The organism is Micromonospora sp. SCSIO 07396 (assembly GCF_053667945.1).
This window is the reverse complement of the sequence record NZ_CM132210.1, coordinates 1,788,475-1,801,622: the sequence shown is the minus strand read 5'-3', so window position 1 is coordinate 1,801,622 and position 13,148 is coordinate 1,788,475. Positions and strand designations below refer to the sequence as shown.

The following is a 13,148-nucleotide window of genomic DNA, read 5'->3' as shown; positions in this document are numbered from 1 at the left end:
GGTCCGGATTATCGGACGTAGGCGAGGAGTGAACCGCGTGGTGCAGGCGCACGAGGACGTTGACGATCTGGTACGGCTGCGTCGGCAGCTTCACCAGCACCCCGAGCTGCGGTTCACTGAACAGCAGACCGCCACCGTGCTCGCCGGGCGGCTCGCGCCGATCGCCCGGGTGCGCACCGGCGTCGCCGGCACCGGCCTGCTCGCGGAGATCGAAGGACATGCCGAAGGACCGTCGGTGTTACTTCGGGCCGATATGGACGCCTATCCGGTGCAGGACGCCAAGCAGGTGGGATGGGCGTCGACCAACCCGGGGGTCTGTCACGCCTGCGGGCACGACGTGCACATGACCGTGATGGCCGGCGTCGCCGCCCGGCTCGCCGCCGACCCGCCCGCCCGGGGTTCGGTGACCGTGCTGTTCCAGCCGGCCGAGGAGATCCCGTTCGGCGCGACCTCCGGCGCCGCCGCGGTGCTCGCCGACGAGGCCCTGCGCGACCGGCGCTTCGACGCCGTCCTCGGCCTGCACTGCTGGCCGGACCTGCCGGTGGGGACGATCGGGGTGGACCGGGTGACCGCGATGGCGGCCAAGGACGCGTTCCGGTTCGAGGTGACCGGCCGGGCCGCGCACGCCGCCACCCCGGCCCTGGGCCGCGACGCGATCCTCGGTCTCGCCGGCATCGTCAACCTGCTGCACGCCGGGGTGGCCCGCTCCCGCAACCCGCATGAGCTGGTGGCGTTCAACATCGGCACGATCGCCGGCGGGGCCAGCCAGAGCCAGGTCGCCGAACGGGCCGAGGCCACCGGCACGCTGCGCACCCACGACGAGGCCGTCCGCGCCCGGCTCAAGGAGGTCATCGAACGGATCGCCAGGCAGCAGGCCGCGGCGCTCGACCTCGGGCTGCGGTTCACCTGGGCCAACGAGATGCCCCCGGTCCGCAACGCGGCGGCCCTGGTGGCGCTCGCCCGCGCCGAGCTGCCCGGGGTGGTCGAGGTCGCCGACCTGACCGAACCCCCACTGACCACCGACGACTTCGCGCTGCTCGCCGCGCTCGGCCCCAGCCTGTACGTCAAGCTCGGCGTCACCGGCGAGCAGGGCGGCGCGCCGCTGCACTCCGGCGCGTTCGACGTCGACGAACGCTGCCTGCACGTCGGGGTGACCGCCCTGGAGCGGCTCACCCGGGCGGTGCTCGACGGCCGGCTGGCCGCTCCCGACGGTCACGGGGACGCCGGGGCCGGCCGGCCCGGCCCGGGTGACCGGGCCGACGCCGTCGAGGCGGTCCGGGCGTGAGCCGCCCGTCGGTGGCCGTGATCGGGGCCGGGGCGTTCGGGGTCCGGCACCTGGCCGCGTACCGGTCGCTCGGCGTGCCGGTGACCGCCCTGGTCGAGCCGGACCCCACGACCCGCGCCCGGGTGGCCGCCCAGTACCAGGTGCCGCAGGCGTACGCCGACGTCGCCGCCCTGCTCGCCGACGCGACGCCGGACGCCGCCTCGGTCTGCGTGCCCGGCCCGGCGCACCGGACGGTGGCCGTGGCGCTGCTCGACGCCGGGGTGCCGGTGCTGGTGGAGAAGCCGCTCGCCACCACCGTCACCGACGCCGCCGCCATCGTCGCCACCGCCGGCCGCACCGGCGTGCTCTGCCAGCCGGGGCACATTCTGCGGCACAGCCCGCCGCACCGGGCCCTGCACGACGCGATCCGCGCCGGCCGGCTGGGCGACGTGCTCGCCGTGTCGTCCCGCCGCGACCGGCCCCGCACCCTGAGCCGGCTCTTCCCGCGCGAACACCCCGCGCTGCTCACCGCCGTCCACGACATCGACCTGGCCCTCTGGTACGCCGGAGCGCCGGTGGTCGAGGTCCGCGCGGCGGCCCGGACCCGACCCGGATCGGCCACCCCGGTCCTGGTGTGGGCGGAGCTGCGACACGCCAACGACGTCGTGTCGTCGATCCGCAACAGCTACCTGCTTCCCGAGAACACTCCCCACCACACCTCGGACCTGGTCGAGGTGTACGGCACCGACGGGGTCGCCCACGTCGACCTCGGCCACCCCACGCTGCTCGTCCAGGGCGAGCCGACCGAGGCGCCGGACTGGCTGTTGTCCCCGGTCGACGGCGGCGGCGCGCTCGCCGCCGAGCTGCGGCACTTCCTGAGCCGGATCGACGGCACCGCACCGACGGCGGTCGTCCCGCTCGCCGACGGACTGCACGTGGTGCAGGTCGCCGAGGCCGTGGCCGGCAGCGCCGACAGCGGCGGCGCGGTCCGCCGACTCCCCTGAGCCCCCCACTTGTGACAGGAGCTAACCGATGTTTCGACGGAGATTGGCCGGCGCCCTCGCCGCCGGCATGGCCGCCGCCGCCCTGCTGACCGGATGCGGTGGCGACGACGCCGCCGACGGCCCGGTCACCCTCAAGGTGCTGACCTGGGAGCCGGGTGGGGCCGAGTACTGGAAGCAGGTCAAGACCAGCTTCGAGGGCAGCCACCCGGACATCAGGCTGGAGATGCAGTCCGTCCCGTTCGACAAGTACCCCGAGGTGCAGGGCCCGTACATCACCTCGCAGTCGGGGCCGGACGTGATGGCCAACAACGCCGGGCTGGAGCTGTTCGACAGGCGTGGCGCGTACGTGCCGCTGGGCGACAAGGCCGCCGAGATCACCAAGGACCTGGTCACCTACAGCGGGGCCTGCGAGGGCTTCGACACGAGCAAGACCTGCTACGGGGTGCCGTTCTCCTACCAGGGCAACGTCCTGTACTACAACAAGGCCGTCCTGACCGCCGCCGGGTTGAACCCGGAGCAGCCGCCGGCCACCTGGGACGAGTTCGGGGCCGCCTGCGAGGCGGTGAAGAAGGCCGGCAAGACCTGCCTGGCGCTGGGACTGTCCGGCACCTTCCCCGCGTACTGGGACTTCCCGGAGATCGCCCGCAACTACCTGACCGAGGACGACATCCGGGCGCTGCTCGCCGGGAAGCTGTCCTGGAAGGACCCGAAGCTGGTGTCGGTGCTCGGCAAGCTGGCCGAGATCACCACCAAGGGCTGGGCCAACAAGAACGCCCCGTCGATCACGATGCTGCCCGACGGCGCGGACATCTTCCAGCGCGGTGACGCCGCGTTCGCCGGGACCATCATCTCCGACGCGGTGAACTGGGAGGCGTTCGGCAAGGCGTTGGGCGACGACAAGCTCGGCGTCACCCGCTGGCCGGCGATCGACCCGGCCGCGCCGCTGGCCGGCAAGTTCTCCGGCATCGAGGGTGCGGTCTACGGGGTCACCCAGTGGAGCGAGAAGAAGCAGGCCGGGCTGGAGTTCATCAGCTGGCTCGCCGGTAAGGAGAACGGCGAGCTCTGGGTGAAGTACGGCAAGGGCCAGCCGCTGAACAGGACCGTCGACAAGGCGCTGCTGCCGTCGTCGCCGGCCTTCCTCAAGATCCAGGAGCTGGTCGCCCAGCCGACCCTGCACGCGGGCGTGATGCTCTCCGGCCCGGAGGCCGACGCCCTGGCCCGGGGCTGGCAGCAGGTCACCCTCGGCCAGCTCACCGTGGACAAGTGGGCCGACCAGATGCAGCAGGCGCTGGAGCGCAGTCCCACGAAGAAGCAGGGCAAGTGACCACCGGCGGGCGGGGCGACGTGGTGTCGCCCCGCCCGCCCGACCCGGGGAGAGGAACCCTGATGACGATCTCCACCGCGCCGGTGTCGGACCCGGTGGCCGCCGACGGCCGACCCGCGCCGACCCGCCGACGGCGTCCCGGGCACGCCCGGGAGTGGTGGCTGGGCGCCGCCCTGGTGCTCCCCGCCGTGGTGCTGGCCGTGCTGTTCAAGCTGGTGCCGCTGGTCCGGGGGGTGGTCACCAGCTTCGAGTCGTCAAGCGGCTTCGGTAGCAGCGAGTTCGCCGGGGCGGACAACTACACCCGGATGTTCGACGACCCGATGGTGCTCACCAGCTTCCGCAACGCGCTGCTGGTGGTGGCCACCCTGCCGGTGTGGATCGTCCTCCCGTTGATCCTGGCGCTGCTGATCCACCAACGGTCGCCCGGGTGGAAGTTCTTCCGGGCGGTGTACTTCGTGCCGTACACCATCGCGCCGATCGTGGTCGGCATCATGTTCCGGCAGATCCTCGCCCCCGACGGACCGCTGAACGCCCTGCTGCGGTTCGTCGGCCTGCAACCGCTGGCGATCGAGTGGCTCAACGGCCGCTACAGCGCGCTGTTCTCGCTGGTGGCGGTCGCCCTGTGGAGCTTCTTCGGGCTCGGCGTGATGACCTACCTCGCCGGCCTGGCCACCATCCCCGAGGAGACCCTGGAGGCGGCCTACCTGGACGGGGCCGGGTTCTTCCGGCGGCTGTGGTCGGTGGTCGTGCCGATGCTGCGCCCGACCGTGGCGTACTGGAGCGTGCTGTGCGCCTCGGGCGTGCTGATCTGGCTGTTCCCGCTGATCTACGCGCTGACCCAGGGTGGGCCGGGCGACGCCACCATGCTCCCCGAGTACCTGGTCTTCCTCACCACCTTCCAGTTCCTGGACCGCGGCTACGGCTCGGCCATCGGCATCGCCCTGTTCGTCTTCGTCGCCGTGCTGTCGATCTTCAGCGTCCGGCACATGTTCACCGAGGGGACGCGTAAGCCGCGATGAACCCGCGACACTTCGCCCGGATCGGGCGCTACCTGTTGACCTTCGCGCTGGTCGTCGTCGCCGTCGCGGCGATCTACCCGCTGCTGTTCACCGTGGTCAGCTCGGTGAAGACGCAGTCCGGTTTCGCCGACGACCCGCTGGGCCTGCCGGCCGGGATCACCTTCGAGAACTACCTGGAGGCGTTCCGCCGGATGGACATGCCCCGGCTGCTGCTCAACTCGCTGGTCACCACGCTCGGCGGGTTGGTGCTGTCGGTGCTCGCCGCCCTGCTGGTCGCGTACGCGGTGACCAAGCTGCGGTTCCGGGGCGGCAAGGTGGTCTTCCTGCTGATCATCGTGACGCTGACCATCCCCAGCCAGGCGATCATCTACCCGCTGTACCAGACGGTGCTCGACCTGGGCATGTCCGGCCAGTACCAGGGCCTGATCCTGGCGTACGCGGCGTTCGGGCTGCCGCTGGGCACCTACCAGCTCGCCGGCTACTTCCAGCAGGTGCCCGACGAGCTGATCGAGGCGGCCCGGGTCGACGGCGCGGGGCACCTGACCATCCTGTTCCGGCTGCTCGCCCCGATCGCCACCCCGGCCATCGCGGCGCTGGCCATCTTCAACTTCGTCTGGATGTGGAACGACCTGCTGCTGCCGCTGGTCATCATGGGCGGCTCGGACAGCAAGACGCTGATGGTCGGAGTCTCCCTGCTCAGCGGCCAGTACGACGTGTCGGTGCCGCTGGTCAGCGCCGGCCTGATCGTGGCGCTGCTGCCGGTGCTGATCGTCTACCTGGTCTTCCAGCGGCAACTCGTCTCCGGCGCGCTCGCCGGCTCCGGCAAGTGACGCCGACGGCCGGGCCGGGTGGGCAGGTGTGCCACCTGTACCGGCTGCGCCCCGGCGCGCAGGCCGAGTACGAGCGGCGGCATGCCCGGTTGTGGCCGGAGCTGTCCGCGCTGCTCGACGAGGCGGGCGTCTACGACTACCACATCTACCGGCACGACCTGCTGCTGATCTGCGTGCTGCGGACCCGTCACGGGTTCGCGCACGCCCGCGCGGTGACCGCCGCCTCGCCGGTGCAGGCCCGCTGGACGGCGTCGCTGTCCGAGCTGTTCGCCGAGATCGCCGACGCCGACGGCGAGCCGCTGTGGGCGTACCCGGTGTTCCACCACCCGGGGCAGCCGCCGCCGTGAGCGGCGCGACCACGTCACGACGGCCCGGCGGGGAGATCCCGGCCGGGCCGTCGCGGTGCCCGCCGTCAGACCGCGTACGCCACCGAACCGTCGGCGCGCAGCGGGATGCGGGTCAGCGGCCGACCGGTCAGGTCCAGCGGGCGGGTGTCGGTCAGGTCGAGGGTCACGCCCAGGCCGGGTTCCTGCGGCACCGGCAGGAACCCGCCCTCACGGCGGACGCAGGCCCGCGCCGGGCCGTCGGCGAGCTGGTCGTCCAGCGGCGAGTACTCCTGGGTGACGAAGTTCGGGATGACCGTGTCGAGCTGCACCGAGGCCATGGTGAGCAGCGGACCCAGGCAGTTGTGGGTGACCACTGCCGCGTGGTGCGCCTCGGCCAGCGCGGCGATCTTGCGGGCGTGGCTGAGCCCACCGGCCAGCCCGACGTCGGGCCGGACGTACTGGGCACCGGCCTGGGCCAGCAGCTCCTTGAACTCCCAGATGGTGTGCAGCCGTTCCCCGTTGGCCATCGGCACGCCCGACGCCCGCCGGCCCACCTCGGCCTGGCTGCTCACGCTGTCGATCTGGATCGGGTCCTCGACCAGCAGCGGCAGGTGCCGGGCCAGCGCCGGCACCACCGCCTGCGCCTGCAACGGGGTGAGCTTGCGGTGCAGCTCGATGAGCAGGTCGACGTCCGGGCCGACGGTGTCGCGGACGGCGGCGGTGGTGGCCTCGGTCTCGGCCACCAGCCGGGCTTGCGACAGGTCGCCGTAGGCGGCCGGCAGCGGGTCGAACTTCACGGCGGTGAAGCCGTCGGCGACCGCGGCGGCGGCCTGTTCGGCCAGCGCCTGCGCGCCGGTGCCGGGCAGCAGCAGGTGCAGCCGGATGCGGTCGCGGACCCGGCCGCCGAGCAACTGCCACACCGGCACCCCGAGCCGCTTGCCCAGCAGGTCCCACAGCGCCAGGTCGACGGCGGAGACGGCGGCGGTGAGCACCGAGCCGCGGAACGGGCCCATCCGGTAGAGGTGGTGCCAGTGGTGCTCGATCGGGTCCGGGTCGGCCCCGAGCAGGTACGGCCGGAACGTCTGCACCACGGCGTGCACCGCGTCGGGGTATCCCCAGCACGCGGACTGGCCCACCCCGGTCCGCCCGTCGGACGTGCGTACCTGGACGAAGTGCGCGTCTCCGCGTACCGCCGACTCCACCTCGACGATCTCCATGCCGACTCCCCCAATTAGAGACCAATAACGGCCACAAACTTGCTTGTGCACTCTTCCATAGCCCTGGACTGCTGGTCTAGGCTCCTCAACCAACGAGCCGGAATAGGGCTCAATTATCTCTGGGGGTGTGATGGGGCAGCTCGACGACTATCGGCTGATGGCCCGGATCCGCCGGTTCGAGGAGCGGCTGACCGCCCTCAAGGACGCCGGTGAGATCCCGGGCTCGATCCACCTGTGCAACGGCCAGGAGGCCATCCCGGTCGGCGCGTGCCGGGCGCTGCGCGACGGCGACCACGTCACCGCCACCTACCGCGGCCACGGCTGGGCGATCGCCCGCGGCGTCGACCTCGCCGGCCTGTTCGCCGAGATGATGGGACGCGACTCGGCCCTGTGCGGCGGACGGGCGGCCTCGCCGTACCTGTCCGACCCGGGACGCTGGTTCGTCGGCGAGAACTCCATCGTCGGCGCGGGCGTGCCGATCGCCACCGGCGCGGCGCTCACCGCCCAGCGCACCGGCAGCGGGGCGGTCAGCGTGGTCAGCATCGGCGACGGCGCGATGAACCAGGGCAACGTGCACGAGGCGCTCAACCTCGCCGCCGTGCTCGACCTGCCGCTGGTGCTGGTGCTGGAGAACAACGTCTACTCCGAGATGTCCCGGATCTCCGACATGGTGCGGGTGAAGCAGCTCGCCGAACGGGCCGCCGGCTACGGCCTGCCCGGCCGGGTCGTCGACGGCAACGACCCCGACGCCGTCGCCGAGGCGGTCACCGAGGCCGTCGACCGGGCCCGGGAGGGCTCCGGCCCGTCCATCGTGGAGGCGATGACCGAACGCCTCGTCGGCCACTACAGCGGCGACGTGCAGCACTACCGCCCGGCCGGCGAGATCGCCGCCGCCCGGCAACGCGAACCCCTGGCCCGCATCCGCCAGGCCGCCGACGCCGACCTGACCGCCCGGCTCGACGCCATCGACGCCGAGGTGTCCGCCGAGATCGAAGCCGCCGTCACCGCCGCCCGCGCCGTCCCCCACCCGGACCCGGCGACCGCCGAGGAGCACGTCTATGTCTGAGTCGCTGCGCTACATCCAGGCCGTCAACGCCGCCCTCACCTGGGCCCTGGACAGCCGGACCGACACCATCTATTTCGGCGAGGACGTCGCGCTACCCGGCGGCCCCTTCGGCGCGACCAAGGGACTGCACAAGCGGTTCGGCTCCGAACGGATCTTCGACACCCCGATCTCCGAGACCGGCTTCCTCGGCATGGCCCTCGGCGCGGCCATGACCGGACTGCGCCCCATCGCCGAGATCATGTACGCCGACTTCTCGTTCGTCGCGATGGACCAGATCGTCAACCAGATCGCCACCATCCACTACTCCAGCGCCGGCCGATGGAAGGCCCCGCTGGTGATCCGGATGCAGCAGGGCTACTCCCCCGGGGCGTGCGCCCAGCACTCGCACTCGCCGGAGGCGTACTTCGCGCACACCCCGGGCCTGCGGGTCGCCCTGCCGGCCACCCCCGACGACGCGTACCAGATGCTGCGCACCGCCGTGGTCAGCGACGACCCGGTGGTGGTCGCCGAGGCCCGGATGCTCTACCCGACCCGGGGCCCGGTACGCACCGACGCCCCGGTCGAGCCCGTCGGCGGGGCCCGGGTGGTCCGCCCCGGCACCGACGTCACCGTCGTGGCCTGGTCCCGGATGGTCTCGGCGGCCCTCGACGCCGCCGGCGCCCTGGCCGAGGAGGGCATCGACGTCGAGGTGGTCGACCTGCGCTGGCTCAACCCGCTCGACTTCGACACCGTCGCCGCGTCGGTGGCCCGCACCGGCCGGCTGGTCGTCGCCCACGAGGCCAACCTGACCGGCGGCTTCGGCGCGGAGATCGCCGCCCGCGCCGCCACCGAGTGCTTCACCGACCTGCGCGCCCCGATCGCCCGGGTCGCCGCACCGGACGTGCCGATGCCCGCCGCGCCCGCCCTCCAGGCCGTCGTGGTGCCCGAGGCGGCCACCGTCGCCGACGCCGTCCGTCGGACGGTCCGGGCGTGAACGACGCCGTCCCGCCCGCTGCCGCGGGCGCACCCGACGCACACCGGCCGGCCGGCGCGGACCCGCACGACGGCACCCCGCCGGCCGGCGTCGGCACCCCCGGCACCGCACCCGCCGGTCTGCTCGCCGGCCGGCGGGTGGTGGTCGTCGGCGGCGCGTCCGGCATCGGCCGGGCCACCGTCGCCGCCGCCGCGGCGGCCGGCGCGGCCGTCGCCGTGCTCGACGCCGACGCGGCCGGCGCGGACACCGCCGCCGCGCAGGTCCGCGACGGCGGCGGCCGGGCCTGCGCGCACCGGGTGGACGTCAGCGTCGAGACCGAGGTCGCCGAGGCGCTCGACGCCGCCGCCGCCGACCTCGGCGGGATCGACGCCGTGCTGCACGTCGCCGGGGTGATGCGCGGGCAGGGCCTCGACGTCCGGGACGTGCCGGTCGCGCTCTGGGCCCAGGTCATCGCCGTCAACCTCACCGGTCCGTTCCTGGTCGCCAAGCACGCCGCCCGGCACCTGCTCCCCCACGGCGGGGTGCTCGTGCTGGTCGGCTCCAAGGCGGGCGTGCAGACCGGCTCCGGCTCGGTACCCTACGGCGCGAGCAAGGGAGGGTTGCACGGTCTGGCGCTCACACTGGCCCGCCAGCTCGGTCCACAGGGGATCCGGGTGCACACGCTCTGCCCCGGCGACATCGACACGCCACTGATGCGGCGGTCGCTGTCCGAGGCACGGGCCAACGGCGCCGACGGCGGACGGATCGCCGCCGTCGAGGCCACGCTGGGCCGCCCCGAGGACGTCGCCTCGGCGCTGGTCCTGCTGGCGTCGTCGGCGAGCGCCGGCCTCACCGGCACGGTCTGTACCGGCTGAGCACCCCACCCACCAGGGCAGCGGCACACCACGTGGAGGCATTGTGATCGGCATCATCGGCCCGGAGGACTCGATCCGGCTCGTCCGGGAGGTCGCGGCCGGGGAGGGCCGCGCGGAGTCGATCACCACCCGCGCGTACACCCGGCCGGAGCAGGCCCCCGAGCTGGCCCGCGAACTCGACGAGATGTGCCAGGTGCTGCTGTTCACCGGACGCATCCCGTACACCTTCGCCACCGCCACCGGGGAACTGCGCGCCGAGATCGACTACGTCCGGCACGCCGGCATCGACCTCTACCGCACGCTGTCGCGGATGCTGCTGGCCACCGGCGGGCGGCTGCCCCGGGTCAGCGTCGACACCATCGAGGCGGAGACCGTCCGGGAGACGTACCACGACATCGAGGTCGAGCCGCCCACCGAGATCCTGCCCATCGCCGACTCGTCCGGGCTGCTCTTCTCCGGCCTCGACGAGATCACCGCCTACCACCGGGAACGGTACGCCTCCGGCGCGGTCGAGGCGTGCCTGACCTGCCTCGGCGCGGTGCACCGGGACCTCGCCGACAGCGGGGTGCCGGTGTGGCGCGTCGAGCACACCCGGGCGTCGGTCCGTGACGCGCTGCGCCGGGCCTGGCTCGCCGCCGAGGTACGCCAGTCCCGGGCCACCCAGATCGCGGTGATGATGGTCGACCTGGGCGCCCCCACCCAGCGGGCACAGGACCCGTACCAGGCCGAGCGGCAGCGGCTACGGGTCCGCGAGGCGCTGCTGGAGCACGCCGAACGGATGCGCGGCCGACTCGCCACCGTCGACGACCGGACGATGATCATCACCACCACCCGGGGAACCGTGGAGAGCGCCCTGGCCCGGCACCGCGACGGGCACGCCTCGCTGCTCACCCTGCGCGGCATCGACGTCGAGCACGCCGTCGGCTTCGGCGCCGGCACCACCATCGCCGCCGCCGAGGACAACGCCCGCAAGGCCCTGGCGCTGGGCCGGCACAGCGGCGACACCCACGTGGTCTTCCCCGACGGGGAGGTCCACTCCAGCCGGCAGACCGCCGTGCGTCCCCGGCTGCGCGAGACCGGCCCGGGCATGCTGCGCGTCTCCGAGCAGCTGCGGATCGGACCGCTGTCCACCCGACGGCTGCTGGAGGCGCTGCACCAGATGGACCCCGACCAGATCACCGCCCGGGGCCTCGCCGACGCGTACGGGGTGGAGGCCCGCTCGGCCCGCCGGCTGCTCAACGCGCTGCGCGCGGCCGGCTTCGCCGAGGAGGTCGGGGTGCACGTCAGCACCGGCGCGGGCCGCCCGCAGACCGTCTACCGGGTCGCCATGCAGCGGCTGCTCGGCGCGATCGGAGCCGACAGGTGAGCCGCCCCGCCACCGGGGAGCTGCGCTTCGTACCGACCTACCTGGTCACCGCCACCTTCGCCGCCGACGCCGCGCTCCGGCGGGACCCGCACCGGGCCGCGCACCTGGCGCACATGCGCGACCTGCTCGCCGACGGCACCGCCCTCGTCGTGGGGGCCCGCGCCGACCTGCGCGCCTCGGTGCTGGTGCTACGGTCCGCCGACGCGCCCGCCGCCCGCGCCCACCTCGAACAGGACCCCTACTGGCGGCACGGGGTGTGGACCGCGATCGACGTGGTCGACTACCTGGCCGCCACCGCACCGACCATCGGGAGGTCATGATGTCGTCGTTCCGAAAGCTTTCCGGGGTCCGGGTGCTCGGGGCCGAACACGCCCCGTTCGCCGCCGACCTGCTCCGCGCGGCGTGGGGCGAGGGCGGCGTCGACGCGGTGCCGGTCCGGCTCGTCGCCGACCCGGCGCTGCCCGAGGGCGGCCACCGCGTCGACGTGCCGGAACAGGGTGAGATCCGGCTCGTCGGCGACCCGTTCGCCGGCCTGGTGTACGCCGCCCGCGCCCTGCTCGCCGCCGCCACCCCCGCCGGACTGCCGGTGGGCAGCACGGTGAGCGCCCCCGGACTGCCGCTGCGCACCCTGTGGACCTGGGACCACTCCACCAACTGGGACACCCGGCAGCTCGGTCAGCAGGAGATCGGCGCGCTCAACCCGTACGCGAAGTCGGCCGACGCGTTCGGCGCGGACTACCGCCGCCTGGTCGACTTCTGCTCCCGGGAACGCATCGGCGGCATCGTCGTGTACGGGCTGCTGCGCGACGCCCACGGCGGCGTCACCGCGGCCCGTGACCTGTGCGAGTACGCCAACGCCCGGGGCGTGCGGATCATCGCCGGGGTGGGGATCAACGCCTACGGCGGGATCTACTTCGACGGCCGGCACCGCTACAACCTGGCCACCTGGCTGCGGCAGCGCCCCGACCTCGCCGCCGAACTGCCGAAGAAGGTCGGCTTCGACATCGACGAGTTCGGTGACCTGCACTTCCCGGCCAGCGAGTACATGATGGCGGCCTGCCCGTCCCAGCCGGACAACCTGGCCTGGCACCGCGACGCCATCGACTGGCTGCTCGACACCCTGCCGGTGGGCGGGATCAACTTCGAGACCGGCGACTACGGCAGTTGCGCCTGTGCCCGGTGCTCCGCCCGCACCGGCGGCGAGCGCACCTCCTGGTCGTACGAGGCGATGCGGTCGGTCTACCCGACGCTGCTGGCGACGGCCCGGCGGCCCGGCCCGGCCGGGGTGCCGCTGCGCCACCTCGTCGAGGTGTACTGGGACAACATCTTCGACCTCGACGCCCAGAAGCCCCTGGCCGACCTGCCCGACGACGTCGCCTACCAGTACTGCGTGAACCGGGCCTTCTGGTACGACCAGCGGGACCGGTTGACCGCCGCGCACGTCGAGCGGCTCCCGCACACCACGAACGTGCTGCGCACCCACGCCGGTTCGCAGTGGAACCGGCAGCGCCACTCCTGGGTGCCCGAGATGTACGCCGACATGGCAGCCCGGTCCGGTTCGGCCGGGATGCGCGGGTTGACCATCTTCGCCGAACCGTCCGCCTACCACCCGACCAACGAGATCAGCTACCTGGCGTACGCCCGGTTCTCCTGGAACCCGGGGCTGGCCTGGGCGGACTTCTGGAGCGACGAGGTCGCGCCCCGGTTCGGCGGTGCGGCCGAGGCGGAGGCGTTCCGCGACGGGGCGGCGCTGCTCGACGACCCGGCGGCGAGCGGTACGGCGCTGGCCGCCGTGTCCGCCGACGCGCTGGGCATGGTCGCGGCCACCAGCGGCGAGGTGCGGCGGCGGTGGCTCTGGCTCGCCGAGCGCACCTCGCGGTACGCCTACGCCGCCGGCTGACGCCG

At 73.3% G+C, this 13,148-nt stretch carries 13 protein-coding genes; 12 read left to right on the top strand and 1 reads right to left on the bottom strand.

What is annotated here, in order from left to right:
* Positions 1 to 37 precede the first annotated feature (37 nt).
* The 6 genes from ACWCHM_RS07865 (at position 38) to ACWCHM_RS07840 (ending at position 5,788) form a co-directional block, all read left to right on the top strand.
* Positions 38 to 1,285, top strand: coding sequence for a M20 metallopeptidase family protein (locus tag ACWCHM_RS07865; protein WP_454221883.1), 1,248 nt, complete (start codon positions 38 to 40; stop codon positions 1,283 to 1,285).
* On the top strand, positions 1,282 to 2,268 hold the full coding sequence (locus ACWCHM_RS07860; RefSeq protein ID WP_454221882.1) for a Gfo/Idh/MocA family protein: 987 nt from the start codon (positions 1,282 to 1,284) through the stop codon (positions 2,266 to 2,268). The genes ACWCHM_RS07865 and ACWCHM_RS07860 overlap by 4 nt, the downstream gene beginning before the upstream one ends.
* A gap of 28 nt (positions 2,269 to 2,296) precedes the next feature.
* On the top strand, positions 2,297 to 3,592 hold the full coding sequence (locus tag ACWCHM_RS07855; protein ID WP_422755672.1) for an ABC transporter substrate-binding protein: 1,296 nt from the start codon (positions 2,297 to 2,299) through the stop codon (positions 3,590 to 3,592).
* A gap of 62 nt (positions 3,593 to 3,654) precedes the next feature.
* Positions 3,655 to 4,611: a carbohydrate ABC transporter permease gene (locus tag ACWCHM_RS07850; RefSeq protein ID WP_454221881.1), complete on the top strand. Its 957-nt coding sequence runs from the start codon at positions 3,655 to 3,657 to the stop codon at positions 4,609 to 4,611.
* Positions 4,608 to 5,441, top strand: a complete 834-nt coding sequence (locus ACWCHM_RS07845) for a carbohydrate ABC transporter permease (RefSeq protein WP_088644292.1) — start codon at positions 4,608 to 4,610, stop codon at positions 5,439 to 5,441. The genes ACWCHM_RS07850 and ACWCHM_RS07845 overlap by 4 nt, the downstream gene beginning before the upstream one ends.
* Positions 5,442 to 5,467: 26 nt before the next feature.
* On the top strand, positions 5,468 to 5,788 hold the full coding sequence (locus ACWCHM_RS07840) for an L-rhamnose mutarotase (RefSeq protein WP_454221880.1): 321 nt from the start codon (positions 5,468 to 5,470) through the stop codon (positions 5,786 to 5,788).
* Between the two features lie 65 nt (positions 5,789 to 5,853).
* Here ACWCHM_RS07840 and ACWCHM_RS07835 read toward each other — a convergent pair whose 3' ends face one another.
* A complete protein-coding gene (locus ACWCHM_RS07835) occupies positions 5,854 to 6,984 on the bottom strand; it encodes a mandelate racemase/muconate lactonizing enzyme family protein (protein ID WP_454221879.1) in 1,131 nt (376 codons plus the stop codon).
* A 130-nt stretch (positions 6,985 to 7,114) separates the two neighbouring features.
* On the opposite strand from ACWCHM_RS07835, the gene ACWCHM_RS07830 reads away from it, so the two are divergent.
* From ACWCHM_RS07830 to ACWCHM_RS07805, 6 genes are read left to right on the top strand one after another with little or no spacing between them, the layout of a single operon-like run.
* Entirely contained in the window at positions 7,115 to 8,050 is a 936-nt protein-coding gene (locus tag ACWCHM_RS07830) for a thiamine pyrophosphate-dependent dehydrogenase E1 component subunit alpha (protein WP_204961492.1), read from the top strand.
* Positions 8,043 to 9,023, top strand: coding sequence for an alpha-ketoacid dehydrogenase subunit beta (locus tag ACWCHM_RS07825; protein WP_204961491.1), 981 nt, complete (start codon positions 8,043 to 8,045; stop codon positions 9,021 to 9,023). Before ACWCHM_RS07830 ends, ACWCHM_RS07825 begins: the two co-directional genes overlap by 8 nt.
* A complete protein-coding gene (locus tag ACWCHM_RS07820) occupies positions 9,020 to 9,877 on the top strand; it encodes an SDR family NAD(P)-dependent oxidoreductase (RefSeq protein ID WP_281896298.1) in 858 nt (285 codons plus the stop codon). Before ACWCHM_RS07825 ends, ACWCHM_RS07820 begins: the two co-directional genes overlap by 4 nt.
* Positions 9,878 to 9,920: 43 nt before the next feature.
* Entirely contained in the window at positions 9,921 to 11,243 is a 1,323-nt protein-coding gene (locus ACWCHM_RS07815) for a helix-turn-helix domain-containing protein (protein ID WP_204961489.1), read from the top strand.
* Positions 11,240 to 11,563, top strand: a complete 324-nt coding sequence (locus tag ACWCHM_RS07810; protein WP_454221878.1) for a YciI family protein — start codon at positions 11,240 to 11,242, stop codon at positions 11,561 to 11,563. The genes ACWCHM_RS07815 and ACWCHM_RS07810 overlap by 4 nt, the downstream gene beginning before the upstream one ends.
* Positions 11,563 to 13,143 (top strand): hypothetical protein, encoded by a 1,581-nt coding sequence (locus ACWCHM_RS07805; RefSeq protein WP_454221877.1) that lies wholly within the window; start codon positions 11,563 to 11,565, stop codon positions 13,141 to 13,143. The genes ACWCHM_RS07810 and ACWCHM_RS07805 overlap by 1 nt, the downstream gene beginning before the upstream one ends.
* Positions 13,144 to 13,148: the final 5 nt, after the last annotated feature.

Excerpts from the sequence above, each read along its gene's own strand:
- ACWCHM_RS07855 (WP_422755672.1), top strand. The coding sequence starts at position 2,297 with ATGTTTCGACGGAGATTGGCCGGCGCCCTCGCCGCCGGCATGGCCGCC.
- ACWCHM_RS07850 (WP_454221881.1), top strand. The coding sequence starts at position 3,655 with ATGACGATCTCCACCGCGCCGGTGTCGGACCCGGTGGCCGCCGACGGC.
- ACWCHM_RS07845 (WP_088644292.1), top strand. The coding sequence starts at position 4,608 with ATGAACCCGCGACACTTCGCCCGGATCGGGCGCTACCTGTTGACCTTC.
- ACWCHM_RS07835 (WP_454221879.1), bottom strand. The coding sequence starts at position 6,984 with ATGGAGATCGTCGAGGTGGAGTCGGCGGTACGCGGAGACGCGCACTTC.
- ACWCHM_RS07830 (WP_204961492.1), top strand. The coding sequence starts at position 7,115 with ATGGGGCAGCTCGACGACTATCGGCTGATGGCCCGGATCCGCCGGTTC.
- ACWCHM_RS07825 (WP_204961491.1), top strand. The coding sequence starts at position 8,043 with ATGTCTGAGTCGCTGCGCTACATCCAGGCCGTCAACGCCGCCCTCACC.
- ACWCHM_RS07805 (WP_454221877.1), top strand. The coding sequence starts at position 11,563 with ATGTCGTCGTTCCGAAAGCTTTCCGGGGTCCGGGTGCTCGGGGCCGAA.